Source organism: Streptomyces sp. NPDC032161, assembly GCF_040636995.1.
GTDB lineage: Bacteria > Actinomycetota > Actinomycetes > Streptomycetales > Streptomycetaceae > Streptomyces.
The window spans coordinates 1-24,672 of the sequence record NZ_JBEZVN010000035.1; the positions used below are offsets into that span (position 1 = coordinate 1).

24 protein-coding genes are annotated in these 24,672 nt (G+C 71.6%); 14 read left to right on the forward strand and 10 right to left on the reverse strand.

Going from position 1 to position 24,672, the window contains the following annotated elements; all coding sequences use genetic code 11:
• Positions 1-126 precede the first annotated feature (126 nt).
• The 3 genes from AB0E67_RS31080 to AB0E67_RS31090 all read right to left on the reverse strand — a co-directional run bounded on the left by AB0E67_RS31080 (position 127) and on the right by AB0E67_RS31090 (position 3,012).
• Positions 127-342, reverse strand: coding sequence for an I78 family peptidase inhibitor (locus AB0E67_RS31080; protein WP_362032968.1), 216 nt, complete (start codon positions 340-342; stop codon positions 127-129).
• A 511-nt stretch (positions 343-853) separates the two neighbouring features.
• Complete coding sequence (locus AB0E67_RS31085; RefSeq protein ID WP_362032970.1) at positions 854-1,732, reverse strand: transferase; 879 nt, start codon at positions 1,730-1,732, stop codon at positions 854-856.
• On the reverse strand, positions 1,729-3,012 hold the full coding sequence (locus AB0E67_RS31090; protein WP_362032973.1) for a glycosyltransferase family 4 protein: 1,284 nt from the start codon (positions 3,010-3,012) through the stop codon (positions 1,729-1,731). The genes AB0E67_RS31085 and AB0E67_RS31090 overlap by 4 nt, the downstream gene beginning before the upstream one ends.
• Before the next feature lie 355 nt (positions 3,013-3,367).
• On the opposite strand from AB0E67_RS31090, the gene AB0E67_RS31095 reads away from it, so the two are divergent.
• Positions 3,368-4,168 (forward strand): hypothetical protein, encoded by an 801-nt coding sequence (locus AB0E67_RS31095; RefSeq protein ID WP_362033057.1) that lies wholly within the window; start codon positions 3,368-3,370, stop codon positions 4,166-4,168.
• 188 nt (positions 4,169-4,356) lie between these two features.
• The gene (locus AB0E67_RS31100; RefSeq protein ID WP_362032976.1) at positions 4,357-4,725 is read left to right on the forward strand and encodes a hypothetical protein; all 369 of its coding nucleotides are present in this window, start codon (positions 4,357-4,359) and stop codon (positions 4,723-4,725) included.
• Between the two features lie 219 nt (positions 4,726-4,944).
• Here AB0E67_RS31100 and der read toward each other — a convergent pair whose 3' ends face one another.
• The 5 genes from der to aroH form a co-directional block, all read right to left on the reverse strand.
• Positions 4,945-6,414, reverse strand: a complete 1,470-nt coding sequence (gene der / locus AB0E67_RS31105; protein ID WP_362032979.1) for a ribosome biogenesis GTPase Der — start codon at positions 6,412-6,414, stop codon at positions 4,945-4,947.
• A 110-nt stretch (positions 6,415-6,524) separates the two neighbouring features.
• Complete coding sequence (locus AB0E67_RS31110; protein WP_360118569.1) at positions 6,525-7,184, reverse strand: lysophospholipid acyltransferase family protein; 660 nt, start codon at positions 7,182-7,184, stop codon at positions 6,525-6,527.
• Positions 7,181-7,897 carry a (d)CMP kinase gene (gene cmk, locus AB0E67_RS31115; protein WP_362032982.1) on the reverse strand — a complete coding sequence of 239 codons (717 nt, stop codon included), beginning with the start codon at positions 7,895-7,897 and terminating at the stop codon, positions 7,181-7,183. The genes AB0E67_RS31110 and cmk overlap by 4 nt, the downstream gene beginning before the upstream one ends.
• A gap of 194 nt (positions 7,898-8,091) precedes the next feature.
• Positions 8,092-9,177: a prephenate dehydrogenase gene (locus tag AB0E67_RS31120; protein ID WP_362032985.1), complete on the reverse strand. Its 1,086-nt coding sequence runs from the start codon at positions 9,175-9,177 to the stop codon at positions 8,092-8,094.
• On the reverse strand, positions 9,174-9,536 hold the full coding sequence (aroH, locus tag AB0E67_RS31125; RefSeq protein ID WP_362032987.1) for a chorismate mutase: 363 nt from the start codon (positions 9,534-9,536) through the stop codon (positions 9,174-9,176). Before aroH ends, AB0E67_RS31120 begins: the two co-directional genes overlap by 4 nt.
• Positions 9,537-9,801: 265 nt before the next feature.
• Here aroH and AB0E67_RS31130 point away from each other — a divergent pair, with 265 nt between their 5' ends.
• From AB0E67_RS31130 to pstB, 12 genes are all read left to right on the forward strand, one after another.
• A complete protein-coding gene (locus AB0E67_RS31130; RefSeq protein ID WP_362032990.1) occupies positions 9,802-10,398 on the forward strand; it encodes a DUF1016 N-terminal domain-containing protein in 597 nt (198 codons plus the stop codon).
• 211 nt (positions 10,399-10,609) lie between these two features.
• On the forward strand, positions 10,610-11,533 hold the full coding sequence (gene mshD, locus AB0E67_RS31135) for a mycothiol synthase (protein ID WP_362032992.1): 924 nt from the start codon (positions 10,610-10,612) through the stop codon (positions 11,531-11,533).
• A gap of 179 nt (positions 11,534-11,712) precedes the next feature.
• Positions 11,713-12,123, forward strand: a complete 411-nt coding sequence (locus AB0E67_RS31140; protein WP_073785743.1) for a GntR family transcriptional regulator — start codon at positions 11,713-11,715, stop codon at positions 12,121-12,123.
• 5 nt (positions 12,124-12,128) lie between these two features.
• Positions 12,129-13,088 (forward strand): ABC transporter ATP-binding protein, encoded by a 960-nt coding sequence (locus tag AB0E67_RS31145; protein ID WP_362032995.1) that lies wholly within the window; start codon positions 12,129-12,131, stop codon positions 13,086-13,088.
• Positions 13,085-14,059: a hypothetical protein gene (locus AB0E67_RS31150; protein ID WP_362032998.1), complete on the forward strand. Its 975-nt coding sequence runs from the start codon at positions 13,085-13,087 to the stop codon at positions 14,057-14,059. Before AB0E67_RS31145 ends, AB0E67_RS31150 begins: the two co-directional genes overlap by 4 nt.
• 393 nt (positions 14,060-14,452) lie before the next feature.
• Positions 14,453-16,708 carry an RNA degradosome polyphosphate kinase gene (locus AB0E67_RS31155; RefSeq protein ID WP_362033000.1) on the forward strand — a complete coding sequence of 752 codons (2,256 nt, stop codon included), beginning with the start codon at positions 14,453-14,455 and terminating at the stop codon, positions 16,706-16,708.
• Positions 16,695-17,702 (forward strand): CHAD domain-containing protein, encoded by a 1,008-nt coding sequence (locus tag AB0E67_RS31160; RefSeq protein ID WP_362033002.1) that lies wholly within the window; start codon positions 16,695-16,697, stop codon positions 17,700-17,702. The genes AB0E67_RS31155 and AB0E67_RS31160 overlap by 14 nt, the downstream gene beginning before the upstream one ends.
• 128 nt (positions 17,703-17,830) lie before the next feature.
• Entirely contained in the window at positions 17,831-18,247 is a 417-nt protein-coding gene (locus AB0E67_RS31165; RefSeq protein WP_362033060.1) for an NUDIX hydrolase, read from the forward strand.
• Positions 18,248-18,619: 372 nt separating this feature from the next.
• Positions 18,620-19,759, forward strand: a complete 1,140-nt coding sequence (pstS, locus tag AB0E67_RS31170) for a phosphate ABC transporter substrate-binding protein PstS (RefSeq protein WP_362033005.1) — start codon at positions 18,620-18,622, stop codon at positions 19,757-19,759.
• 163 nt (positions 19,760-19,922) lie between these two features.
• A complete protein-coding gene (pstC, locus tag AB0E67_RS31175) occupies positions 19,923-20,915 on the forward strand; it encodes a phosphate ABC transporter permease subunit PstC (protein WP_362033008.1) in 993 nt (330 codons plus the stop codon).
• Positions 20,912-21,994: a phosphate ABC transporter permease PstA gene (pstA, locus tag AB0E67_RS31180; protein ID WP_362033010.1), complete on the forward strand. Its 1,083-nt coding sequence runs from the start codon at positions 20,912-20,914 to the stop codon at positions 21,992-21,994. Before pstC ends, pstA begins: the two co-directional genes overlap by 4 nt.
• A 63-nt stretch (positions 21,995-22,057) precedes the next feature.
• On the forward strand, positions 22,058-22,834 hold the full coding sequence (gene pstB, locus AB0E67_RS31185) for a phosphate ABC transporter ATP-binding protein PstB (protein WP_073785733.1): 777 nt from the start codon (positions 22,058-22,060) through the stop codon (positions 22,832-22,834).
• Between the two features lie 182 nt (positions 22,835-23,016).
• Here the strand turns inward: pstB and AB0E67_RS31190 are convergent, their stop codons facing one another.
• Together AB0E67_RS31190 and AB0E67_RS31195 are read right to left on the reverse strand one after the other, a co-directional pair.
• Complete coding sequence (locus AB0E67_RS31190) at positions 23,017-24,015, reverse strand: inorganic phosphate transporter (protein WP_073785731.1); 999 nt, start codon at positions 24,013-24,015, stop codon at positions 23,017-23,019.
• Between the two features lie 5 nt (positions 24,016-24,020).
• On the reverse strand, positions 24,021-24,641 hold the full coding sequence (locus tag AB0E67_RS31195; RefSeq protein WP_351524653.1) for a DUF47 family protein: 621 nt from the start codon (positions 24,639-24,641) through the stop codon (positions 24,021-24,023).
• Positions 24,642-24,672: the final 31 nt, after the last annotated feature.

The following is a 24,672-nucleotide window of genomic DNA, read 5'->3' on the forward strand; positions in this document are numbered from 1 at the left end:
CGGGGGCCGGGGGGGTGCCGGGGGGTTCCCCCCGGGGTCGTGTGGGGGGGTTCCCCCCCCCGCCGCCCCGGCATTCCGTGAGGGCCCCGACGTGGTCGGGGCCCTCACTCATGCCGGGGGCCGGGCTCAGCCCACCCAACAGCGGGTGACGACCGAGTCCGCGACCTCGAAGTTGATCCGCCCGGCCCGGAACTCCATGGTGATGACCGTGCCCGGCGGCACGGATCTGACGGTGGTCCAGCCGCGCGTACGGGCCCGCCGTTCGGCCGTGTCGGCGGCGAGGCCGACGTACGTGCCGGGCGAGTCCTGGGGCTGGACGGGACGGTTCGACGAAGTCGCCATACCCCTCACCGTAGGTGTCCGGGAGCCGCGGGGAAAGCCGGGACCGGATCCGTCGCACGTCATCCGCACATCCCTTGCCGGTCACACTTGTGTCACAGGATCACGACATCGGTTCCGGCGTCGTCACGCGCCCCGAACACACCGTCCACGCCCCGACGCAGGGTAATCGGAAAACTTCGGGAAATCATGCGCAGGGCGCGGAAAATCGAGCGAATCACCTCGTTCCGAGAGGCCGGAATTTCTCCGCCCAATATCCGACGTGAACGCTCGCGCCACCGGGAATTCACGCTTCCTTATGGCACCCTTATCGTCTGGTCACAAAATTCGTGTCGGGGCGCGGGGAGAGGCGGCGGCATCCGGGACGGCGGAGCTCGGACGGGTACGGGTACGCCGCCCGACGGCGGCCGAGGATCGCTCCGGTGTTCCGGCCCCACCGGTCACGGACCGGCCGAGGGCGCGCGACCGGCCCGGGTCCGCGACCGGTCCGCGGTGGCCGCCCCGGCCTCCCCGGTCAGGCTCCGGGGCCGGGTCCGACCCGTACGCAGAGGTCGTTGTCGCCCGTGTAGCAGGGAGTGGCCCGGGCCCCTTCCCCGATGTCGCGGCCCGGGTAGACGAAGATGTTCTTGCGGTCCCACACGTCGTCGAGGAGGCGGGAGATCCGCACCGCTCCGGCCCGTTCCCCGGTCCCGGGGACCAGCCAGAGCGACCACAGCCGCTCGCCGCGCACCGGCCCGTCCACGAGCCGGTCGAACGGCAGCGTGAAGGCGAACGCCCCGTCGCTCCCGTCGGCGGGCACCCGGCACACCCGGTCGGGGGCGCCGGTCCACCTCGCCTCCACATGGGCGCCGTCGCCGAGCGCGACCCCGTACAGGGTGCCCTCGACGGTCATCCCGTTCCCCTCGAGGGTCACCGGCCCGGCCTCGGCGTGCGGTGAGCGGATCCAGCAGCGCAGGGCGAGCCGGCCGGCGGTCGGGTAGGGGATACGGACCGCGACCCGCCCGCCCTCCGGTACGCGGTCCATCAGCAGTCGCAGGTCCCTGATGCCGGGCTCGACCGCCGTCTCCCCGCCGTCGCCCGCGCCCGGCCGTCGCACATGGACGTCCCAGCGGCCCTCGGCGGGCTCCACCGTGCTCGGCAGCACCGCCCGGAACCGCCCCTCCCCCACCGGGGCCAGGGGAAGCCGGAGAACGGCCCCGTCGTCCCTGCCGCCGCGCAGCCGGAGGAGCAGCTCGGGGGCCTCCCCGTCGTCACGGCCCGGGCCGGGGCCGTCGGTTCCACAGGCGGGGACGTCGAGTTCGAAGGTGATCGACCCGTCCGGGCCCGCGACGCAGTCGGCCCGCGGTGCCCGCCGCTCCGCGGCGAGGGTCGTACGTTCTGCGGGGACGGTCATGCGGACTTCCTCCTGCGGATGATGTCTGCGGCCTTGTGGCGCACGGCGTACGCCCCGTCCAGCACGGCGCTCCGGGTCCGGTGCAGGGTGGTGCGCAGCGCGCCGTGCGAGCGGTCGTGCGGGACCCGGGAGGCGAGTTCGGTGAAGAGCCGCTCGTGGCGTTCGGCGATCCGCGCCGGGTCGAAGCGCTCGGACGCGGCCAGCGCGGCGCGTCCGAAGCACCGCCGGGCCTCGTCGTCCTCGATCAGGCCGAGGAGTGCGTCCTTCAGCGCCACCGGGTCGCCGACGGGCACCAGCCGTCCGTCGATGCCGTCCCCGATGATCTCGCGCGGGCCGTGCGGGCAGTCGGTGGCGACGACCGGCAGGCCGCAGCGCATCGCCTCCACGATGGTCATGCCGAAGGACTCGCGGTCCGACGTGACCGCGGCGATCGACCCCTTGGGCCACTCGGCCTCCAGAGGATCGACCGCGCCCATCAGGAACACGTGGTTGTGCAGGCCGAGTTCGCCGACGAGCGCGAGCAGCGCCCGGCGCTCGTTCCCGGTCGCGTCGCCGGATCCGTAGATGCGCAGCCGCCAGTCCGGGCGGACGGCGACCACGTCGGCGAACGCGCGGACGAGCAGGTCGTACCGCTTGACCCGGTGCAGTCGGCCCGCGGCGACGACCCACTTGCCGGTGCCGTCGGCGGGTGCGATCCGCGGGACGGGCACGCTGTTCGGGATGGCCTCGATGCGCACGCCGGGCAGCCTGAACCCGGCCCGGTAGGCGCGGGCGTCGGCCTCGGTGACGGTGGTGATCGCGTCGAGCAGGGCGTAGCGGTGCCCGATCTCCCGGCGCAGCCGGTAGCCGTGGCTGTCGAGGGTGAGGTGCTCCTGCCCGATCCGTACGGGCCCGCGCCGGGTCTGCCTGCTGATCTGCACGTTGAGCCCGGGGCGGGTGCCGACGACGACGTCCGCGTCCAGGGAGCGCAGATGGTCCGCCACCCGGGCGTCGGTCAGCCTGCTGTACTGCCGGTACCTGCTGTCGCCGCGCGGGAACACGGACGCGGGGCGGGCGTGGTCGGCGGCGTCGCCGTCGTAGGCCGGACTCTTCTTCCGCAGGTCGACGAGGTGGCCGAGGCGGACGCCCGCCGGGGCGCCCAGCACCGGGACGTCCCGGTGCCGGAACACGGACACGATCTCCACGTCATGGTGCTCGGCCAGCGTCCCGGCGAGGTTGAACGTCGTACGGATCGTGCCCCCGACTCCATAGGCGTTGTGGAGCAGGAAAGAGATGTGCATGAAGTGCCATGGCTCCTGGTTCGGCGGGTCAACGGCGGGCCGCACTTGCCAGGACGGGTCGGACCGGCCATCGGTTCATTCCGTGCCTGGACCAGTTTCAGCCACCTTTGCGTTCACCTGTTTTCCCGATTTATCGACGTATCGGTGAACCGCTGCACAGCAGATTGGCTCACCTCGCCCGGCATCAATCGGCACACATAGGGCGTAACCACCCCTCTGAATGTGAGATTCACTCTCTACGTCAGATGGTTCGATTACGTTCCCTTTCCCGCGTGACCCCGACCTCGGATCGCCCGTTGTCCCTTTCATGAGCCGGGAAGCACCCGGCGCACGCACCGAGTTCGAGGAGCCACCCGTGCCGCGCATGCTCGACGTCAGCGAGGACGTACGCGCCGAGATCGGCGACGCCGAAGCCGACCGACTGCTCGTCGGCGACAACACCCCAGGCAGTTACGACTGCACCTCGTGCCGTACCCCCGGCGACTCCGAACAGGAACGCACCAGCACGGTCCTCTTCGTCGGCGAGGAGACCGCCGTCCTCGCCTTCGCCCATGCGAGCTGCATCCCCTCGCAGGTCGTCAGGGTCGCGGAGGAGCAGTTGCAGGGCGCGGTGCGCAGCATCACCGATGGGGAGGCGGAGTCGCAGGGCCGGCGGGTGCTTCCGGAGGGCATCGGCGCCGAGCAGGCCGTCCTCGGGATCACCAGCGGACTCGTGCTGATCGACGACGATCTCCACCCGGCGCTCGTCGTCGAGCCGACGGGCGCGATCGTCCGCCCGGGCACGGACGGCAGCCAGGGCGACGAGTTCCTCCGACTGCTCCTGGAGCAGGGCTTCCAGCCGGTCCACCGGATGGAGCAGGTGCCCGCGGCCCTGCCCGGCTGGTCGATCCTGCTCGCCATGGGCCGGCTGCACGCCGTGCTCCAGCCGGGCACTGACGGCGGGCCCCAGGTCGCCTGGTGGCAGGCGCACGCACCGCTCCAGGTCACCGAGGGCTGGCGGACCGCGGCCAACAAGACGCGGACGGTGCTCGTCTACGCCGCCCCGGCGGGGGCGATCGGCCAGCAGCCCCGCGAGGACCTGCTGCGCGACGCCCTGGACAAGGCCGCCGCGAACGGACTCCTGGTCGCCGCGGCGATGCCGCTGGCCGGGACCTGATTCGCGCCCATCGGGCCTCGGGCCTGTCTTCGGGCCGCCGCACGGCGTGCGGCGGCCCGAAGACAGGCCCGAGGCTGCGGCGAACAGTTAATTCTCGGCCGGGCCCGCATCCGACGGACCCCGGGGTCGTTGGCAGATACGTGCACTCATACGACTCCTCCCACCAGCGCCCGAGCCCGATCCCTGCCATGCGCCCCTCGCGGGAGCCCTCGGGCGGTCAGTCCCAGACCCCGATCTACGACGCGCTGTACTCCGAGTACCGCCGGTCGTTCCGGGCGCTTCCGGGCGATCGTAGCGGCGAGGAGAATCTCGGCTTCGTGGCCTTCGGCCTCGGACTGCTCGGCGGGCGCGCCCCGCTGAACGGCCACTCCTCCGGTCACCCGGCGGGCCTCTCCACCGGCCTGTCCGTACACAGCGCGTCCTCCGCGCACGGCGGGTCCACCGGACGCCATGGCGGCGCGGCCTCCCACACCGGCGGTCCCGCCGCCTGGCAGCGGGTGGGGCGGCATTCCGGGCGGGCCCAGGCCGCTCTCCCGCCGGGCTCACGCGGCGTCTGAACCGCACGACGGAGCCCCGGACCGCATCCGTCCACGGACCGGTCCGGGGCTCCGTCACGCACGTCCGGACGTTGCGGCCGGGGGCGACAAGGAGCGGGCTCATGCCGCCCTGCGGCCGCGCTCACGGCGTTGTCGTCGGCCGCCGATGTGCCGCATCGGCTCCCTCCGCCGCCTCGCGGCCGAAGCCGCAGGACGACGCTCCCTGTCGGCCCCGGGCCGTTACTTGTTGCGGCCGCGCTTCTCGCGGACCCGCACCGAGATGTGGATCGGCGTGCCCTCGAAGCCGAACTCCTCACGCAGCCGACGCTCGACGAAGCGCCGGTAGCCGTGCTCCAGGAAGCCGGAGGCGAACAGCACGAACCGCGGCGGCTTGGTGCCGGCCTGGGTGCCGAAGAGGATCCGGGGCTGCTTGCCGCCGCGGATCGGGTGCGGGTGGGAGGCGACGAGTTCGCCGAGGAACGCGTTCAGCCGTCCGGTGGGGACACGGGTCTCCCAGCCGGTGAGAGCGGTCTCGATCGCGGGGACCAGCTTCTCCATGTGGCGGCCGGTGGCGGCGGAGATGTTGACCCGCGGGGCCCACCCGACCTGCGCCAGCTCCGTCTCGATCTCGCGCTCCAGGTAGTAGCGCCGCTCCTCGTCGAGGGTGTCCCACTTGTTGTACGCGATCACCAGGGCACGCCCGGCCTCCACGGCCATGGTGATGATGCGCTGGTCCTGGACGCTGATGGTCTCGCCCGCGTCGATCAGGACGACGGCGACCTCGGCCTTCTCCACGGCGGCGGCGGTGCGCAGCGACGCGTAGTAGTCCGCGCCCTCCTGGAGGTGGACGCGGCGGCGGATGCCGGCCGTGTCGATGAACTTCCAGGTGACGCCGCCGAGCTCGATCAGCTCGTCCACCGGGTCGCGCGTGGTGCCCGCGAGCTCGTTGACGACGACGCGGTCCTCATTGGCCACCTTGTTGAGCAGCGAGGACTTGCCGACGTTCGGTCGGCCGATGAGGGCGATCCGGCGGGGGCCGCCGACCGCGGTGCCGAAGCTCTGTGCCGGCGCTTCGGGCAGTGCTTCGAGCACGGCGTCGAGCAGGTCGCCGGTGCCGCGGCCGTGCAGCGAGGAGACCGGGTGCGGTTCGCCGAGACCCAGCGACCAGAGCATGGCGGCGTCCGCCTCGCCACTCTGGCCGTCGACCTTGTTGGCGCACAGCACGACGGGCTTGCCGGCCCGGCGCAGCAGCTTGACGACGGCCTCGTCGGTGTCGGTGGCGCCGACCTTCGCGTCGACCACGAAGACGACCGCGTCGGCCGCCTCGATCGCGTACTCGGCCTGGGCGGCGACGGAGGCGTCGATGCCCAGCACGTCCTGCTCCCAGCCGCCGGTGTCGACGACCTTGAAGCGGCGGCCCGCCCACTCGGCCTCGTAGGTCACGCGGTCGCGGGTGACCCCGGGCCGGTCCTCGACGACCGCCTCACGGCGGCCGATGATCCGGTTCACCAGTGTCGACTTGCCGACATTGGGGCGTCCGACGACGGCGAGGACGGGCAGCGGCCCGTGCCCCGCGGCGTCGATCGCGCCCTCGATCTCCTCGGCGTCGAAGCCCTCCTCCGCGGCGAGCTCCATGAACTCCGCGTACTCGGCGTCGCCAAGCGCTCCGTGCTCGTGGTCCGAGCCCCCGGAGTGAATCTGGTCGTTCATGAAGTCCGTTCCTCTTTGCCTCATCATCGATGGGCCGCCATCGAGCGGCCCACTACTCAAGTCTTACGCAAGGGAGCCCCGTGCTCCTCGGCGGGCGCACGGGACGCCCCTCAGCGCCCGGTGAAACGCCGGGCCTCCTCCAGGTGGGCGGTCAACCGGGCCTGGATCCGCGCCGTCGCCTCGTCCAGCGCCGCGCGGGTCCGGCGGCCGCCCACCGCCGCCGCCTCGAAGGGGTCCCCGAACACGACGTCGACCCGGCTGCGCAGCGGCGGCAGCGCCCGTATCAGCCGACCGCGGCGCTCGGTGCTGCCCAGGACGGCCACCGGCACGATCGGTGCCCCGCTGCGCACCGCGAAGTACGCGAGCCCGGCGCGCAGGGCGGCGAAGTCGCCCTCGCCCCTGGTGCCCTCGGGGAATATCCCGAGGGCGCCGCCGTTCTCCAGCACCCCGAGGGCGTTGGTGATGGCGGTGCGGTCGGCGGTCGTGCGGTCCACCTTCAGCTGACCGATTCCGCGCAGGAACGGGTCGAGCGGGCCGACGAACGCCTCCTTCTTGATCAGGAAGTGGACGGGCCGGGGCGCGGTGCCCATCAGCATCGGACCGTCGATGTTGTGGGAGTGGTTCACCGCGAGTATGACGGGTCCGGTGGCGGGCACCCGCCACGCGCCGAGGACGCGGGGCTTCCACAGCCCGTACATCAGGCCGATCCCGATCCCGCGTCCGACCGCCGCGCCCCGCGGTGAGGGCGAGCCCGTGGTGGCTCGGGTCACTTCGCGGTCCGCTTCTCCTCGACGAGGGTGACGACACACTCGATGACCTGCTGCAGGGTCAGCTCGGTGGTGTCCACCTCGACGGCGTCGTCCGCCTTCGCCAGCGGCGAGGTCTTGCGGCCGGAGTCCGCCGTGTCGCGCTTGATCAGCGCCTCCCTCGTGGTGGTGAGGTCGGAGCCCTTGATCTCCTTGCTGCGGCGGGCGGCACGTGCCTCCGGCGACGCGGTGAGGAAGATCTTCAGGTCGGCGCCGGGCAGCACCGTGGTGCCGATGTCGCGGCCCTCGACCACTATGCCCCGCTCGGCCGCCGCGGCGATGGTGCGCTGCAGCTCGGTGATCCGGGTACGCACCTCGGGGACCGCGCTGACGGCGCTGACCCGGGCGGTGACCTCGTGGGTACGGATCGGGCCCGAGGCGTCCGCGCCGTCGACGGTGATCGTCGGGGCGGCGGGGTCCGTGCCGGAGACGATGACCGGCTTGTCGGCGGCGGTCGCCACCTCCGCGGCGTCCTCGATGTCGATGCCGTTGTTCAGCATCCACCAGGTGATCGCCCGGTACTGGGCGCCGGTGTCCAGGTAGCTCAGACCGAGCTGGGCGGCGACGGCCTTGGACGTGCTCGACTTGCCGGTGCCGGAGGGTCCGTCGATGGCGACGATCACTGCGGCCGGGGCCGTCCGGGCGGCGGCGCTTGCGGTTTCCACGGCGGTGGACACCTTCCTGGTACACGGGGTGGGCGGACGGGGGCGCGCGCGAACCCGCCCCGCACAAGGTTACCGAGTGTCGGGACGGTCCTCCGCACCCCTGTGGACAACCGCCCGGGACCGCCGCCCGTACCGCTGCCCGGGGCTGCCCGTCCCCGGGCTCGCCGCCCGCCCGGGACGGGCCCGTCCCGGGCCGCCCTGTACGCCTACTGCCGTATGGCCCAGCCGCGCTCGCGCAGGGCCGCGCTCAGCCCGAGAGCGGCGCTGGGCTCGACCATCAGCTGGACCAGGCCCGCCTGCTGCCCGGTGGCGTGCTCGATGCGCACGTCCTCGACGTTGACCCCGGCCCGTTCGGCGTCGGCGAAGATCCGGGCCAGCTCGCCCGGCCGGTCGCTGATGAGCACGGACACCATCTCGTACGAGGCGGGGGCCGCCCCGTGCTTGCCGGGCACCCGCACCCGGCCCGCGTTGCCGCGGCGCAGGACGTCCTCGATGCCCTCGGTGCCCTCGCGCCGCCGCTCGCCGTCGGCGGACTCCAGGGCGCGCAGCGCCCGTACCGTCTCGTCGAGATCGGCGGCGACCCCGGCCAGCACGTCGGCGACCGGCCCGGGGTTGGCGGAGAGGATCTCCACCCACATCCGGGGATCGGACGCGGCGATCCGGGTGACGTCCCTGATGCCCTGGCCGCAGAGGCGTACGGCGGTCTCGTCGGCCTCCTCCAGGCGGGCGGCGACCATCGACGAGATCAGCTGCGGGGTGTGCGAGACCAGGGCGACGGCCCGGTCGTGGGCGTCGGCGTCCATGACGACCGGGACGGCACGGCACAGCGCGACCAGTTCCAGGGCGAGGTTGAGGACCTCGGTGTCGGTGTCCCGGGTCGGAGTGAGGACCCAGGGGCGCCCCTCGAAGAGGTCGGCGGTGGCCGCGAGGGGCCCGGACCGCTCCTTGCCCGCCATCGGGTGCGTACCGATGTACGGGGCGAGGTCGACGCCGAGCGCCTCCAGCTCGCGGCGCGGCCCGCCCTTGACGCTGGCCACATCGAGGTAGCCGCGGGCGACGCCGTCGCGCATGGCACTCGCCAGCACCGGGGCCACGTGGGCGGGCGGCACGGCGACGACCGCCAGGTCGACACGGTCCTCGGGCGGCTCGTCCGTACCGGCGCCGAGAGCCGCCGCGGTGCGGGCCGACTCGGGGTCGTGGTCGGCGAGGTGGACCTGGATGCCGCGCCCGGCCAGGGCGAGGGCTGCGGAGGTGCCGACGAGGCCCGTTCCGATGACGAGGGCGGTTCTCATTGGGCGATGTCCTTGCGGAGGGCGGCGGTGGCACCGAGGTACACGTGCGTGATCTCGGACTTGGGAAGGTACGTCTCGACATGCGCGAGGATCCGCACCACGCGGGGCATGGCTCCTGCGACGTCCAGCTCCTGGGCGCAGATCAGCGGCACGTCGACGATACCGAGCCCGCGCGCCGCGGCCGCCGGGAAGTCGCTGTGCAGGTCGGGGGTGGCGGTGAACCAGATGCTGATCAGGTCGTCCGCGACGAGGCTGTTGCGCTCCAGGACGGAGGTGAGCAGGGCGCCGACCCGCTCGGCCATGTGCCCGGCCTCGTCCTGATCCAGCTGGACGGCTCCACGGACCGCTCGAACCACCACGTCGTGCTCCCGACTCTCGCGTACATGATCCTTCCGCGCGACCAGCCTAAGAGGTCGCGCGCATAGGTGGGGCGGAAGAAGGAACGGGGCGAGGGGCAAGCCTGGCAAGGCGGAGGAGGGAGGCGACGCGGAGCGTCGTCGACCGACGACAACGCCGCCAGGCGCCGCCCATCGGCACGCGACGCCGCCCCACCTATGCGCGCGCCCTCTTACATATAAGGGCAGAAACGTCACCGCGCGTGCGGCCTCCGGAAACCTGTGCGGCATGACAAAGGAACCCATGACGCGGGCGACCGTACCGGCCCAGCAGCGGACCGCTCCGGAACTGCCGCCCGGTTTCCACGAGATGGTCGCCGGACTCAAGTCGATCGTGCGGGGCGCGCACGTCCGCGCGCGCCTCAAAGTCAACACCGAGATGCTGCGGATGTACGGGGAGATCGGGCGGACCATCCTGGAAAGCCAGGGACGGGAGAAGTGGGGCGCGAAGGTCATCGAGCGGATCGCCACCGAGCTGCGGACGGAGTTCCCGGACCAGCGGGGGTTCAGCCGATCCAATCTCCACTCCATGCAGCAGATGGCCAGGACGTGGGACGCGTCATTTGCGCAACAGGCTGTGGCGCAAATGCCCTGGGGCCACGTCATCGCCCTCATGAGCTCCTGCGAGACCCGCTTCGAGCTGGACTTCTACGCCCAGAGCCGGGACGAGACGACCGTGGAGTTCGCCCTCCAGCTGCAGAACCAGCCGCTCGCGGTCCGCACGTACGCGACCCTGCCCCCGGGTGTACGGGAGCTCATGCCCAGCTCGGAGAACCTGTCCCGGGTCGCCCGCGAGGCGCTCCGTCGCGGAGGCGGAGGAAACTGAGCCCCTGCGGAGGCCGAGCCCCGAGGGCGCCCGAGCCCCTGCGGAGGCCGAGCCGAAAGGACGACTGAGCCCCGAGGAGACCGAGCCGTGTGTGGCTGCGCCCCCGGCCTCGGCCCATGGCACCGCGGCCGCCCCCCGCCCCGTGCCGTTGCGGCTCTCCCGGTCCCGTGACACCCGCCAACCGCCGCCTCGCCCCCGTACGCTCGTAGACATGACGACTGACGTACCTCTGCCCGCCCCCGGGCGGGCGATCCAGACGCTCGACGCCCTCTCCCCCGAACAGGCCCAGGCGGTGTCCGATCTGCTCTCCGAAGCGGCCCGCTCCGACGGCAGGCAGGCCGTGTCCGAGCAGGGGCGGCTGCAGCTGCGGGGCGGGCGGCGCGAGGGAGTGCGGCACCTGCTGCTCAGCAGCGGACCGACCCTGGTGGGGTACGCGCAGCTGGAGGACACCGACCCCGTCGAGGCACCGGCCGCCGAGCTGGTGGTCCACCCGGCGTACCGCGGGCAGGGACACGGTCGAGCGCTCGGTGCTGCGCTGCTCGCCGTGACGGGCAAGCGGCTGCGCGTGTGGGCGCACGGCGGGAAGTCCGCCGCCCGGCATCTGGCCCAGGTCCTCGGCCTCTCGCTCTTCCGTGAACTGCGCCAGCTGCGCCGCCCGTTGACCCCGCCTGACATCCCGGAGCCGGTGCTTCCACCCGGTGTCACGATCCGCGCCTTCGTCCCCGGCGAGGACGACGCCGCCTGGCTCTCGGTGAACCGCGCGGCCTTCGCCCACCACCCCGAGCAGGGCTCGCTGACCCAGCGCGACCTGGACGACCGCAAGGCGGAGCCCTGGTTCGACCCGAAGGGCTTCTTCCTCGCCGAGCGCGACGGCGAGCTGATCGGCTTCCACTGGACGAAGGTGCACGCCGAGGAGCAGCTCGGCGAGGTGTACGTCCTCGGCATCCGGCCGGACGCGCAGGGCGGCGGGCTCGGCAAGGCGCTCACCGCGATCGGGCTGCGCCACCTCGCCGCGCAGGGGCTGCCGACCGCGATGCTCTACGTCGACGCCGACAACAAGGCCGCCCTGACCGTCTACGAGCGCATGGGCTTCGCGACGCACGAGGTGGACCTGATGTACCGCACGGAGACCTGAGCCGGCGCACGGCCCGCAGACCTGCGCAGGCCGCGCGGCGCGAGGGCCCGGGCCGCGGCGGGAAACCGCCCGGCGGGACCAGGGGCGGTGTCGAGCGGACACCGGAGTCGGATGTCCGCTTGACACCGCCCCTCTCTTGCAACACCCTTTCACTACTTGATTAGTGAAAGGGGGGAAGCATGGCAGGACCCGCAGCGATCGAGTACCGCATCGACCGGCGCAGTGGCGTCGCCACGTACCTCCAGATCGTCCAGCAGACCAAACAGGCCCTCCGGCTCGGCCTGCTGGAGCCCGGCGACCGGCTGCCCGCCGCGCGGGAGGTCGTGGAGGCCACCGCCATCAATCCGAACACCGTGCTCAAGGCGTACCGGGAGCTGGAACGCGAGGGCCTGGTCGAGGGCCGGCGCGGGCTCGGCACCTTCGTCACACGGACGCTCGGCGGCGCGGCGGCCGTCGACGACACCCCGCTGCGCGCCGAACTCGCCGACTGGACCCGGCGGGCCCGCGCGGCCGGCCTGGAGAAGGACGACGTGAGCGCGCTCTTCACCGCCGTACTGGACAGGACTTTCGAGGGGGATCAGCCCGGATGACCCGGATGACAGGAGCCACGAGCACGGCGGGCGCGGGGGGCGCCGCGGCGGCAGGCGTCGCGATCGAGGCCGTCGGCCTCGGCATGAAGTACCGGAACGGGAGAGGCGGGGGCTGGGCGCTGCGCGGCTGTTCGTTCCGGTTGCCCGCCGGGCGCGTGTGCGCCCTCGTCGGGCCCAACGGCGCGGGCAAGTCCACCCTGCTCGCCCTGGCCGCGGGCTTTCTGCGGCCCGTCGAAGGGGCGATACGGGTGCTGGGCGCGGCGCCCGGCCAGGCGCGGGCGCGGGTGGCGTTCGTGGCCCAGGACAAGCCGCTGTACCCGCAGTTGACGGTCGCCGGGACGCTCTGGGCGGGCGCCGAGCTGAACCCGGACAGCTGGGACCGGGACACCGCCGAACGCATCGCCGGGGACCTCCCGCGCGACGCGACGGTCCGTACCCTCTCCGGCGGTCAGCGCACCCGGCTCGCGCTGGCCCTCGCCCTCGGCAAGCGGCCCGAACTGCTCCTGCTGGACGAACCGATGGCGGATCTCGACCCGCTCGCCCGCCATCAGCTGATGGGCGCGCTGATGGCGGAGGCCGCCGAGCACTCCACCACCATCGTGATGTCCTCGCACATCCTCGGCGAGCTGGAGAACGCCTGCGACTACCTCCTGCTGGTCGACGGCGGCCGGGTCCGGCTGGGCGGCGAGACGGACGACCTCCTCACCGCGCACGCGCTGCTCACCGGCCCGGTGCGGGACACCGCGCCGCACACCGTCGTGGAGTCCCGCACGACCGGGCGGACGCAGACCACGCTGGTGCGCAGGCAGGGCCCCGTGGACACGGGCGTCTGGGATGCGGCGGAGCCCTCGCTGGAGGAGCTGCTGCTGGCCCATCTGCGGTCGCCGGAGGCGCCGACCCTGCTGACACCGAGCGCCGAGGTCGGAACCGGAGCCGGGATCGATGCCTGCGAGGAGGTGGCATGAGCGCGATCTCCCTGCCCGGCCCGGCCCGTGTCGTGATACGCCAGCACCGCCGCACCTTCTGGGGCGTCTGCGTCCTCGCACTCGTGGGGATCACGGCACTGGTCGGCGTCGTTCTGTGGCCAGACCCTGCGGTCGACGCGTTCGCGGACTCCGGCTGCTCGGTCGAGAACACGGTCCGGGGCTGCGGCGACATCGTCCGCGATTTCCTCGACTCCGAGCTCCGGACCAGTCAGGCCGTCGGCTACGCGACCGGGGCGATGATGGTCCTGCCCGCGCTCGTCGGCCTGTTCGTCGCCGGTCCGATGATCGGCCGTGAGCTGGAGAGCGGCACGTACAAGCTGGCGTGGACCCAGTCCGTCTCGCCCGCGCGCTGGCTGGCCGTCAAGCTCGCGGTGCCCGCCGTACTGACCCTGGCCGGGGTCGCCGCGCTGTCGGCGGTCTGCGCGTGGGCCCGGTCGCGGACCGGTCAGACGTACTACCCCATCGGCGCATACGATCGCGCGGCGTACGGTTCGATCGGTACGGTTCCTGTCGGCTACGCCCTGTGCATGCTGGCCCTGGGCGGGCTCGCCGGGCTGATGCTGCGGCACACCGTGGCCGCGATGGTCACGACCGTGATCGGATACGGGGTGCTGACAGTGACCCTGAACGCCGTGCGCAACCACCTGTGGCCCACCGTGAACAGCACACACGTTCTGGGGGCCGAGCGCGTTCTGCCCGACGGCGCCACTGCCGTGTCCTCGGGCTGGCTGACCGCCGACGGCGAACGGCTGCCCGACGACGCGTGTCTGAGCTGGGGTGCCGACCTCAAGCAGTGCCTGGCCGACAAGGGCGTCACGCGGGGCTACGTCGACTACCACCCCGCCTCGCACTTCTGGCCGCTCCAGCTCGTCGAGACCGGCATCCTGCTCGCCCTGGCAGCGCTCGCCGTCGTCCTCGCGTTCCGGGCGCTGCGCCGCCGGCACGGCTGAAGCTCCGGCCAAGGACCGTCCCGGCCCCCTTCCGAGGGGGCCGGGACGGTCCGCGCACGGCACACCGCTTCCTGCACGTCATGTCGCCGTTACCAGCCATTCAGAAGGGCTTGCCACCCTCTCAGAATGCAGCCAGCTGTGCCGACGCCTCACGACGGGAGACATCCCGGCGGAGACCAGGCGAACCACGCGAACCGCACGAACCTCACGGGCCTCGGAAACCGTACGGTCCCCGAAGCGCGCGCCGGGCGCCCCGGGCGCGCGAACGCCGCCGCCCCCACGAGCCGTACGAGCCGCACGGACGGCGCTCCGGACCGTACGGACCGCGTGTTCCCCGTGGTCTCCACGTCCTCCGGCGCGCCCTCGAAGCCCCGGGCGCGGAAGAATGGGTTCATGAGCCAGCAGCCCAGCTCCGAGGTCCCGGCCCGGTCCACCGCGCAGCCGTCGGTCGGCTCGCTCGCCGCGCACCGGCCGCACGCCGTTGCCGCTTCCTCACGCGACGGGGCCGCCCTGTCCACCGCCGCCGACCTCGATCCCGACATCGACGGCGACGTCGACGCGTACGAGCCCGACATCGACGGCGACGAGCTGCCGCACGACCGGTTCCTGGACCGGGAACGCAGCTGGCTCGCGTTCAACGAGCGGGTTCTCGAACTGGCCGAGGACCCGGCGACCCCCCTCCTCGAACGGGCTAATTTCCTCGCCATCTTCGCCTCGAACCTGGACGAGTTCTTCATGGTCCGGGTGGCCGGGCTCAAGCGCCGCATCGCCACCGGTGTCGCCACCCGTTCCGCCTCCGGGCTCCAGCCCCGCGAGGTCCTGGACCTGATCTGGACCCGCTCGCGCGAACTCATGGCCCGGCACGCCGCCTGCTACCAGCAGGACGTGGCCCCCGCCCTGTCCGACGAGGGCATCCAGCTGATCCGCTGGCCCGAGCTGACCGAGAAGGAGCAGGCCCGTCTGTTCACCTTCTTCCGGCAGCGCGTGTTCCCGGTGCTGACGCCGCTGGCCGTCGACCCGGCGCACCCCTTCCCGTACATCTCCGGTCTCTCGCTCAACCTGGCCGTCGTCGTGCGCAACCCGGTCAGCGGGCACCGCCACTTCGCCCGGGTCAAGGTGCCGCCGCTGCTGACCCGCTTCCTGGAGGCGTCGCCGCAGCGGTACGTGCCCATAGAGGACGTCATCGCCGCCCACCTCGAAGAGCTCTTCCCGGGCATGGAGGTCCTCGCCCACCACATGTTCCGGGTCACCCGGAACGAGGACCTGGAGGTCGAGGAGGACGACGCCGAGAACCTCCTCAAGGCCCTGGAGAAGGAGCTCATGCGGCGCCGCTTCGGCCCGCCGGTCCGCCTGGAGGTCGAGGAATCCATCGACCCGTACGTGCTGGACCTGCTGGTGCGCGAGCTGAAGGTGTCCGACTCCGAGGTCTACCCGCTGCCCGGACCGCTCGACCTGACCGGGCTGTTCGGCATCGCGTCCCTGGACCGGCCCGAGCTGAAGTACCCCAAGTTCATCGCGGGCACCCACCGCGACCTCGCGGAGGTCGAGTCCGCCTCCGCGCCCGACGTCTTCGCCGCGCTGCGCGAACGCGACGTGCTGCTGCACCACCCGTACGACTCGTTCTCCACCTCCGTCCAGGCGTTCCTGGAGCAGGCCGCCGCCGACCCCGACGTCCTCGCCATCAAGCAGACCCTGTACCGGACCTCGGGCGAGTCACCGATAGTCGAAGCCCTGATCGACGCCGCCGAGTCCGGCAAGCAGGTCCTCGTCCTCGTCGAGATCAAGGCCCGCTTCGACGAGCAGGCCAACATCAAGTGGGCGCGCAAGCTGGAGGAGGCCGGCTGCCACGTCGTCTACGGACTCGTCGGCCTCAAGACCCACTGCAAGCTCTCGCTCGTCGTCCGCCAGGAGGGCGACACGCTGCGCCGCTACGCACACGTCGGCACCGGCAACTACCACCCCAAGACCGCCCGGCTGTACGAGGACCTCGGCCTGCTGACCTCGGACCCGCAGGTCGGGGCGGACCTCTCCGACCTGTTCAACCGGCTCTCCGGCTACTCCCGCCGAGAGACCTACCGCCGCCTCCTGGTGGCTCCGCGCTCGCTGCGCGACGGGCTGATCGCCCGGATCGACAAGGAGATCACGCACCAGCGGGCCGGGCGGACCGCCTACGTGCGCATCAAGGTCAACTCCATGGTCGACGAGGCGGTCATCGACGCCTGCTACCGGGCGGCGATGACCGGGGTCCCGGTGGACATCTGGGTACGCGGCATCTGCGCGATACGCCCCGGCGTCCCCGGCCTCTCCGAGAACATCCGGGTCCGCTCGGTCCTGGGGCGCTTCCTGGAGCACTCCCGGATCTTCGCGTTCGGCAACGGCGGCGAACCCGAGGTGTGGTTCGGCAGCGCCGACATGATGCACCGCAACCTCGACCGCCGGATCGAAGCACTGGTCCGGGTCACCGACCCCGCCCACCGCGCCGCCCTCAGCCGGCTCCTGGAGACCGGCATGGCCGACACCACCTCCTCCTGGCACCTCGGTCCCGACGGGAACTGGACCCGCCACTCCACGGACGCGGACGGCCAGCCACTGCGGCACGTACAGGAAATGCTCATTGACGCCCGGAGGCGCCGGCGTGCGACGCCATGACCACCAGACGACGACGCAGGCGGACCTTACGGCGGGCGCGGTGCTCGCGCCCTACCTTCAGGAACGGGCCGCCGAATTCCTCCGCGGCCTGCGCCTGCACCGCGAGCACGGCGCGTCCTCGGACGCCGGGACCCGCACCGCTGAGGAGGCCGCCGCCGCGCTGCGCCGCTCCTCACGCCGGATCGGCGGCACCCTGCACACCTTCCGGACGGTGCTGGACCCGGCCTGGGCCGAGCATCTGCGTGCCGAACTGGCCTGGCTGTCGGGCACCCTGGCCCGGGAACACGCCTACGCGACCCGGTTGAACCGGCTCCTCGAAGCGCTGCACCACGTGTCCGGCGGACCGCTGCCCGCCGCCCGCAAGGCAGCGGAGGCCGGACCCCACGGACCCGACGACAAGGACCGTGCCGCCCTCGGCGTCGGCGCGGCCCGTGCCGGGGCCCTGCTGGAGCGCCAGCTGACCCTGGCCCGGACCCGCGCCCACTCCGCCGCGCTCCAGGCACTCGGCTCCTCCCGCTTCCACGCGGTGGCCGACGCCGTGGCGCTGCTCGCCTCCGAGGTCCCGCTCGCCGCGTCGGCCGCCGCCCCGGCCCACGAGATGCTGCACGGCCCCGCCGAGCGGGCCGAGCAACAGCTGCTGGGCGTGGTGGCCGCGCTGCCGCCGGACGGGGCGACCGAGCCGTACAACGAGGCACTGGACGCGCCCTGGCACCGGACCCGGCTGCTGCTGCGGCTGCACCGGTACGCCCACGAGGTGGTCCGCGGCGCCCCGGACCCGGTCCTGACCGCGGCGGGGCGCGCCCTCGACCTGCACCGGGACGCGGCGGCGGCCGCCGCGGCGGCGGCATCGGCGGCCCGCACCCCCCGGATCGCGCCCGCGACCGCGTACGCCCTCGGGGTGCTGCACGCGGACCAGCGGCACGAGGCGGGGGCGGCGCGCGGGATGTTCCGGGCGAGCTGGCCGTACACCTCGGCGGCGGTGACCACGCCATGAGCAGGCCGCCCGCGCCCGGTCCTGACGCCGCGTCCGCCGGAAGGCCCGCCGCCGCCCGGGCCGCAGGAGCCGACGCCGCCGCCCGTGCCGGGAGGCCGACGGGCAAACCCTCCGCGAACGGACCGGTCCTGGCGGCCGGATGCGTGCTGTGGCGGCGTTCGGAGCGCACCGGCGGCGTGGAGATCTGCCTGGTGCACCGGCCCCGTTACGACGACTGGTCGCACCCCAAGGGCAAGTTGAAGCGCGGCGAGTCGGCCCGGGACGCCGCCCGCCGTGAGGTCCTGGAGGAGACCGGTCACCACTGCGCGCTGGGGACCGTGCTCCCCACGGTGCGGTACGCCGTGAACGGGCGGCCCAAGGAGGTCGCCTACTGGGCGGCCGAGGCCACCGGCGGCACGTTCGTGCCGGGATCCGAGGTCGACCGGCTGGTCTGGCTCGCCCCGGCGGACGCCCGGGCCCGCCTCACGCAGGACCACGACCGGGACCTGCTCGACGTCTGGCTCGCCAGTGCCGCTCCCGGCAACGTTTGCCCCTCCCGGCACTAGCCTGCCGGCCGTCCGACCTCCCCGCCCGGCCCGTCGGCCGGTGTCCGGCAGCACCGCCCGCCCGTCGTCGGCCGTCCGACGCTCCCGTACCGGCCTCGTGGCCCTTGCCCGGTCCGGGGCCACCGTCGGTCCCGGACCGCGCCCCGGTCCGGGACCGGAACCGCCCCCGGACCGGTCCGGGCGACCGGTGGCGAGAACCGCACCGTCCAGCACGGTTCACCTCCCGTTCACCCACCCCCGTAAACCGCTTCACCTGTTCTGCCTAACTTCGGCAGTGCACGGTGCACGGCGAAACGCCGCGGCACCCACAACATCGCGCGCCGTCGTAGAACAAAAAAGGCATCGGCGGCTCCTGGAAGGAACACCCGAAAAGTGAAGCTTCAGCGCAAGAACCGGCTTCGTGCCACCGCGCTCGGTGCCCTCGCCGTCTCCGGCGCCCTGGTCCTCACGGCGTGCGGTTCGGACGACAACAGCAACGGGTCCGCCGACGGCAACGGCGGCGGCAAGACGAGCACCGCGTCGGACATCAAGTGCGACGACGCCAAGGGCCAGCTGCTCGCCTCCGGCTCCAGCGCGCAGAAGAACGCCATGGACCTCTGGGCCAAGAACTACATGGCCGGGTGCTCGGGCGTCGAGATCAACTACAAGTCGTCCTCCTCCGGTGAAGGCATCATCGCCTTCAACCAGGGCACGGTCGGCTTCGCCGGTTCCGACTCCGCGCTGAAGCCCGAAGAGGTCGCCGACTCGAAGAAGATCTGCAAGGACGGCCAGGGCATCAACCTCCCGATGGTCGGCGGCCCGATCGCCATCGGTTACCACCTGGAGGGCGTCGACAACCTGACGCTGGACGCCCCCACCCTCGCCAAGATCTTCGACACGAAGATCAAGAAGTGGAACGACCCGGCGATCGCCAAGCTCAACAGCGGCGTCGAGCTCCCGGACAAGGCGATCCAGCCCTTCCACCGCTCCGAGGACTCCGGCACCACGCAGAACCTCGGCAAGTACCTGAACGCCGCCGCGCCGAGCGACTGGAAGTACGAGGCCGAGAAGAAGTGGCCGGCCCCCGGTGGCCAGGCCGCGTCCGGCTCCTCCGGTGTCGCCTCCCAGGTGAAGGCCGTCGACGGCTCGATCGGCTACTTCGAGCTCAGCTACGCCACCGCGCAGTCGATCCCCACCGTCGACATCGCCACCGGTGCCGCCACCCCGGTCAAGGCCACCCCGGAGAACGCCTCCAAGGCCATCGCCGCCGCCAAGATCAAGGGCACCGGCAAGGACCTGGCCCTCGACCTCGACTACGCGACCAAGGCCGACGGCGCCTACCCGATCGTCCTGGTGACCTACGAGGTCGTCTGCGACAAGGGCAACAAGTCCGAGACCCTGCCGACGGTCAAGTCCTTCCTGAACTACACCGCCGGTGACGAGGGCCAGAAGCTCCTCACCGACGCCGGCTACGCGCCGATCCCGGCCGAGATCAACGCCAAGGTCCGCGAGACCATCGCCTCCCTCTCGTAACCCGGGAGCGCGTCGCGCGGTACCGCGCGACGCACGACACGACAACACCAGCAACACCCGGCGGGCCGGTCCGGTACACCCCTCCGGACCGGCCCGCCCCCGCCCATCCGGTGCACCGCCGCCAGGGGAGCCATGCCGCTCCCCCACACAGACCGGAAAGACCATGGCTTCCACCACACCGATAGACACGCCGCCGGTACCACCGGCGGCGACCGGCCGCGCCCCCAGTACCGGGCGCGCGGGCGACAAGATCTTCCTGGGGCTCTCCCGGGGCTCGGGCATCCTGCTGCTCGTGATCATGGCGTCGATCGCCGTGTTCCTCACCTACCGCGCCGCACTGGCCGTCTCCAAGAACGAGGGCAACTTCTTCACCGCCTTCGACTGGAACCCGGCCGGCGACCCGCCGGTCTTCGGCATCGCGGTCCTTCTCTTCGGCACGGTCGTCAGCTCGGTCATCGCGATGGCCATCGCCGTCCCGGTCGCCGTCGGCATCGCCCTGTTCATCTCGCACTACGCGCCGCGCAAGCTGGCCGCGCCCCTCGGATACGTCGTCGACCTGCTCGCCGCCGTGCCGAGCATCGTGTACGGCATCTGGGGCGCCCTCTTCCTGGTCCCGTACCTGGAGGGCCTCAACCTCTGGCTCGACGACTTCTTCGGCTGGACGTACCTCTTCGACAAGACCGAGGTCGGCGTCGCCCGCTCGCTGTTCACCGTCGGCATCCTGCTCGCGATCATGATCCTGCCGATCGTGACCAGCGTCAGCCGCGAGGTCTTCCTCCAGGTCCCGAGGATGAACGAGGAGGCCGCCCTCGCCCTCGGCGCCACCCGCTGGGAGGTCATCCGCCTCTCGGTGCTCCCGTTCGGCCGCTCCGGCGTGATCTCCGCGTCGATGCTGGGCCTGGGCCGGGCGCTCGGCGAGACGATGGCCGTCGCCACGGTCCTGTCGCCGAGCTTCGTCATCTCCGGGCATCTGCTCAACCCGGGTGGCGGAACGTTCGCCCAGAACATCGCCGCGAAGTTCGACGAGGCCGACCAGTTCGGGCGTGACGCCCTGATCGCCTCCGGCCTCGTCCTCTTCGTCCTCACCCTGCTGGTCAACGGCGCGGCCCGGCTCATCATCGCCCGCCGCAAGGAGTACTCGGGGGCCAACGCATGAGCCACGCAGCCAACACCGGCGTCCAGGAGGTCCCCGCCCGCGCGGCGACCGTCGCTCCCCGGACCGGCCTCGGCACACGGTCACTCCCCCGCTGGGCGCCCTTCGGCTTCGCGGCCGTGGCGCTCGTGCTGGGCGTCGGCACCGGCATCGCCGCCGGCTGGGAGAGCCGCACCCAGTGGGGGCTGTTCTCCGCCCTCCTCTTCGTCGTCATCTCGTACATCACGACCTCGGTCGTGGAGAACCGGCGCCAGGCCAAGGACCGGCTCGCCACCAGCATCGTCTGGGTGTGCTTCCTGCTGGCCGTCGCCCCGCTGGCCTCCCTGCTGTGGACGACGATCAGGCGGGGCGCCGAACGCCTCGACCTGTACTTCCTGACCCACTCGATGGCCGGGGTGCTCGGCTCCGAGGCCAGCGGCGGTGTCTACCACGCGCTGATCGGGACCCTGGAGCAGGTCGGTCTCGCCACCCTCATCGCCGCCCCCATCGGCATGCTGAGCGCCGTCTACCTGGTCGAGTACGGCCGGGGCGCGCTGGCCCGGGCCGTCACCTTCTTCGTCGACGTCATGACGGGCATCCCGTCGATCGTCGCCGGTCTCTTCATCCTCTCGATCATGCTGATGACGCAGACCGACCCGTCCGGTCTGATGGGCGCGCTGGCGCTCACGATCCTGATGATCCCGGTCGTGGTCCGCTCCACCGAGGAGATGCTCAAGCTCGTCCCGAACGAGCTGCGCGAGGCGTCGCTCGCCCTCGGCGTCCCGAAGTGGCGCACCATCCTGAAGGTGGTCCTCCCGACCGCGCTCGGCGGCATCACCACCGGTGTGATGCTCGCGATCGCCCGCATCGCCGGTGAGACCGCACCGATCATGCTGCTGGTCTTCGGCAGCCAGCTGATCAACACGAACCCGTTCTCGGGCGCCCAGTCCTCGCTCCCCTTCTACATCTGGGAGCAGTACAAGGTCGGCACCGAGCAGTCGTACGACCGGGCCTGGGCCGCCGCCCTCGTGCTGATCGCCTTCGTCATGATCCTCAACCTCGTGGCCCGCGGCATCGCCCGCTGGAAGGCCCCGAAGCACTGATACGTGCGGCTCCCGCCCCGTGACCGGCCGCCGACGCGGCCACAGAAAGAAGCAGTGATTCAGATGGCCAAGCGCATCGACGTCAGCGGCCTGTCCGCCTACTACGGCTCCCACCTCGCCATCGAGGACATCTCGATGACCGTGGAGCCCCGCTCCGTGACCGCCTTCATCGGCCCCTCCGGCTGCGGCAAGTCCACCTTCCTGCGCACCCTCAACCGCATGCACGAGGTCACCCCCGGCGGCCGCGTCGAGGGCAAGGTGCTGCTGGACGACGAGAACCTGTACGGACCGAACGTCGACCCGGTCACCGTGCGCCGCACGGTCGGCATGGTCTTCCAGCGCCCCAACCCGTTCCCGACCATGTCGATCTTCGACAACGTCGCGGCGGGCCTCAAGCTGAACGGCTCGTACAAGAAGAGCGAGCTCCCCGACATCGTCGAGAAGTCGCTCCGCGGCGCCAACCTCTGGAACGAGGTCAAGGACCGGCTGAACAAGCCCGGCTCCGGCCTCTCCGGCGGTCAGCAGCAGCGTCTGTGCATAGCCCGCGCGATCGCGGTCGAGCCGGAGGTGCTGCTGATGGACGAGCCGTGCTCCGCCCTGGACCCGATCTCCACCCTCGCCGTCGAGGACCTGATCGGCGAGCTGAAGGAGCGCTTCACGATCGTCATCGTGACGCACAACATGCAGCAGGCGGCCCGCGTCTCGGACCGCACGGCGTTCTTCAACCTCGCGGCCGTCGGCAAGCCCGGCAAGCTGATCGAGATCGACGACACGGAGCGCATCTTCTCCAACCCGTCCGTCCAGGCCACCGAGGACTACATCTCGGGCCGGTTCGGATAGCGGAGGCCGGGCCCTCCTCCGGACCGGCGGAGGGCCGGATCCCCGACCCCCAAGGATGGCCTTTGGGTGCTGCATGGCGGTGCCACCCGTAAGGCAAAGGGTCCGCCCCGCTCCCCTCACGGGGAAGCGGGGCGGACCCGACTTTCGTACCGGCGCGTCCCGGCGGCCCTCGCGGCCGTTCGTCAGCCGAAGAGCAGCAGCACGACCCCGTAGCTGGCGGCGGCGACCAGGGCCGCGGCCGGCATGGTGATGAACCAGCCGAGGATGATGTTCTTGGCAACGCCCCAGCGCACCGCGTTCACCCGCTTCGTGGCGCCCACGCCCATGATCGCGGAGGTGATCACATGCGTGGTGGAGATCGGCGCGTGGAACAGGAACGCCGAGCCGAACATGATCGACGCGCCGGTGGTCTCCGCCGCGAACCCCTGCGGCGGATCCAGCTCGATGATCTTCCGGCCCAGCGTGCGCATGATGCGCCAGCCGCCCGCGTACGTGCCCAGCGACAGCATCAGCGCGCAGACCAGCTTCACCCAGACCGGAATCGGGTCCTCCGGGCTCTCGATGTCCGCGATGACCAGGGCCATCACCACGACACCCATGGTCTTCTGGGCGTCCTGGAGCCCATGGCCGAGCGCCATGCCCGCCGCCGAGACCGTCTGCGCTATCCGGAAACCGCGCTTGGCCTTGTGCGGGTTGGTCTTCCGGAAGATCCACATGATCACGACCATCACCAGATAGCCGACGACCAGCCCTATGACGGGCGAGAGGAACATCGGGATGACGATCTTGTCGATCACCCCGTCCCAGTGGACCATCGTCCCGCCGGCGAGCGCCGCGCCGACCATGCCGCCGAACAATGCGTGCGAGGAGGAGGACGGAAGCCCGAAATACCAGGTGACGAGGTTCCATATGATGGCACCGACGAGGGCGGCGAAGAGGATTCCCATCCCCTTGTCGCCTTCGGGCGTCGCGATCAGACCTTCACTGACGGTCTTGGCGACGCCACTGCCGAGAAACGCGCCCGCGAGATTCATCACCGCCGCCATCGCCAGCGCGGCACGCGGAGTGAGCGCCCGGGTGGAGACGGAGGTGGCGATGGCGTTCGCCGAGTCGTGGAAGCCGTTCGTATACGTGAAGCCGAGCGCGACCCCGATGGTCACGATCAGCGCAAAGGTGTCCACGTGGTTCAGGACTCCTTGACCGCGATGGTCTCCACCGTATTGGCGACGTGCTCGAACGCGTCGGCCGCCTCTTCCAGTACGTCCACGATCTGCTTGAGCTTCAGCACCTCTATGGCGTCGTACTTGCCGTTGAAGAGATGGGCGAGCAGTTTGCGGTGGATCTGGTCGGCCTGGTTCTCCAGACGATTGACCTCGATCCAGTACTCGGTGAGATTGTCCATGGTCCGCAGCCCGGGCATCGCCTCGGCGGTCAGCTCGGCCGCGCGGGCCAGCACCTCGATCTGCTGCGCGATGCCCTTGGGGAGTTCCTCGATCTGGTACAGCACGACCAGGTCGACGGCCTCCTCCATGAAGTCCATGATGTCGTCGAGCGACGAAGCGAGGCTGTAGATGTCCTCGCGGTCGAACGGCGTGATGAAAGAGGAGTTCAGCTGGTGGAAGATCGCGTGGGTGGCATCGTCCCCCGCGTGCTCCGCTGCCCGCATGCGCTCCGCGATCTCGGCTCGGGAGGCAGGGTCCGCCCCCAGCATTTCCATCAGGAGTTTCGAGCCCGTGACGATGTTGTCCGCGGAGGCGGAGAACATGTCGTAGAAGCTCGTCTCCCTGGGGGTCAGACGAAAGCGCACGTGGGGTCCTCGGGGTGCTTTGGATTCGGTC